This is a genomic window from Pseudarthrobacter sp. NKDBFgelt (genome assembly GCF_046097905.1).
Taxonomy (GTDB): Bacteria; Actinomycetota; Actinomycetes; order Actinomycetales; family Micrococcaceae; genus Arthrobacter; species Arthrobacter polychromogenes.
Genome location: NZ_JBJURL010000162.1, coordinates 1 through 1,911 on the forward strand (window position 1 = coordinate 1; position 1,911 = coordinate 1,911).

Annotated in this window: 1 protein-coding gene and 1 pseudogene; both read left to right on the forward strand. The window is 71.3% G+C overall.

Annotation, left to right across the window (positions count from 1 at the left end; translation table 11 throughout):
• Positions 1-598 (forward strand): annotated as a pseudogene (locus ACKAE7_RS20840) (ABC transporter substrate-binding protein); the annotation flags it as partial.
• A gap of 20 nt (positions 599-618) precedes the next feature.
• Positions 619-1,911, forward strand: a 1,293-nt coding sequence (locus ACKAE7_RS20845) for an ABC transporter permease subunit (protein WP_408980203.1), incomplete at its 3' end; no start/stop codon positions are given.

Below are 1,911 nucleotides of genomic sequence, written 5' to 3' on the forward strand. Positions count from 1 at the left end.
GGGCCCGGCCCTTCCCTGGGCCGCGGAGCAGCGGAACAGCGCGGATTACGCGGCCGCCCTGGCCACCCGGGCGGCGGCAACCGCGGTCCCGGGAACGCCCATCCGGCTCGGAACCTTCACCGACCGCGCCGAACTGCCGGAGGTGGCCGTCCAGCTGGAGCAGCAGCTGGAGGCTGCCGGCTTCGTGGTGGAACAGGACGTCAGGGAGTACCAGCACATCGAGGCGGACGCCCTGGCCGGTAAGTTCGATGCCTTCATCCTCTCCCGCGCCACGGTACTTGATTCCGGTGACCCGGTGGCCTACCTCTACAGCGACTTCTCCTGCGCAGGCTCCTTCAACATCTCCCAGTTCTGCGACCCCGCGGTGGACGCCGCCCTGGCCAAGGCCGCGGGCATTCCTGCCGGACCCGAGCGAAGGGCCGCCATCTCCGCGGCCGAAAGCCTCATCCTTGCCCGTGACGCCGCAGTCCCCCTGCTCCACGAACGCGTCATCCAGGGCGAATCCACGCGCGTGGGCGGAGTGGAGCGTGACCCGCGCGAGCGCGCGCTGGTGACCAGCAGGACCCGGATCGCCGGCAGCACAGGCACCGCAGGCTGATGCCCGGCGGAACGGCTTTTGTGAAAGTCACCGTTTCACGGGTCCTCGCCCTGGCGGCCCTGGTGGTGTTGATCGGCATGATGCCGTGGCTCTCGGGCCGCGGCGCTGAGTACACGATCCTCCGGGCACGGTACTCGGACCGGGAACCAACACCGGAGGCCCTGGCCGCCGTCCGGGCGGAACTCGGCCTGGAGCACGGGCCACTCCCCCTGTTCCTGTCCTGGATCCGTGGCGTGTTCGCCGGAGACCTGGGCACGTCCTGGATCAGCAACACGCCCGTGGCCCCCGGCGTTGTGTCCGCCCTCAGCGTCTCCGTGACCCTGATGGCCTTTGCCCTTGCCGCGGCCGCCATCATCGCCCTGCTCCTCTGCACACCCGCGGTCATGGATGGGCTGCGGCAACGGAGGAGGCCGGCGTCGGGAGCCCTGTCCGCGGCCCTCACCTCCCTGCCGGAGTTCCTCCTGGCCGCCATGCTGCTGGTGGCCGGTGCCATCTGGCTCCGGTGGTTCCCGCCCTTCGGGTGGAAAGGTCCGGAGTACGCGGTGCTTCCGGCCCTGTCCCTGGGCATTCCTGCAGGCGGGCTGATCGGGCTCCTGGCCTCAGACGCCATCCGTGCAGGGTTCGCCGAACAGTGGGTGGCCACCTGGCGGATGTCCGGGGCCGGCCCTGTCCGGCTGACCGCCGCGGTGCTCCGCCGCGCACTGCCCGCAGTGCTGCCGCAGATCGGGCTGGTCCTGATTGGGCTGACCGGCGGCGCAGTAGCTGTGGAAAAGGTCTACGCCATCCCTGGGCTCGGACGGGCGCTGCTCGGAGCCGCCAGTGCGCAGGACATCCCCACGCTCCAGGCGGGCATGCTGGCGCTCATGGGCCTCGCCCTGCTGGTGGGAACGCTGACGACGGCGGCGCGGTACCTGCTGATCGGGCCTGCGGTCCGCTTTGGCACGCTTCCGCTCGCGGAACCTCCGCGGCCGGGGAACCGCCGCCAGCTGGCCCTGCCTGCGGCGGCCGGTGTCACCTTGCTCCTGATTGTAGGGGCCGGGCTGCTGCGCGAGCCCTTCACCTCGGACCATGCCAGGCTTGCGGCTCCCGGCTGGTCGCTTCCGTTCGGTGCCGATGCCAGCGGGCGCGACCTGCTGGCCCGTGTGGGGCACGGAGCCGTGGGGACGCTGGGGACCGCGCTGGTTGTGGTGCTGACCTGCCTGGTTGTGGGAATCGCCGTCGGGCTTTTTCCGCTGGCAGCCACGGGACCCCTGGAGGTGGCGAACGCGGCACCGCCCATCCTCGCCGCCACCACCAGGCCGGCGAGGATGGGC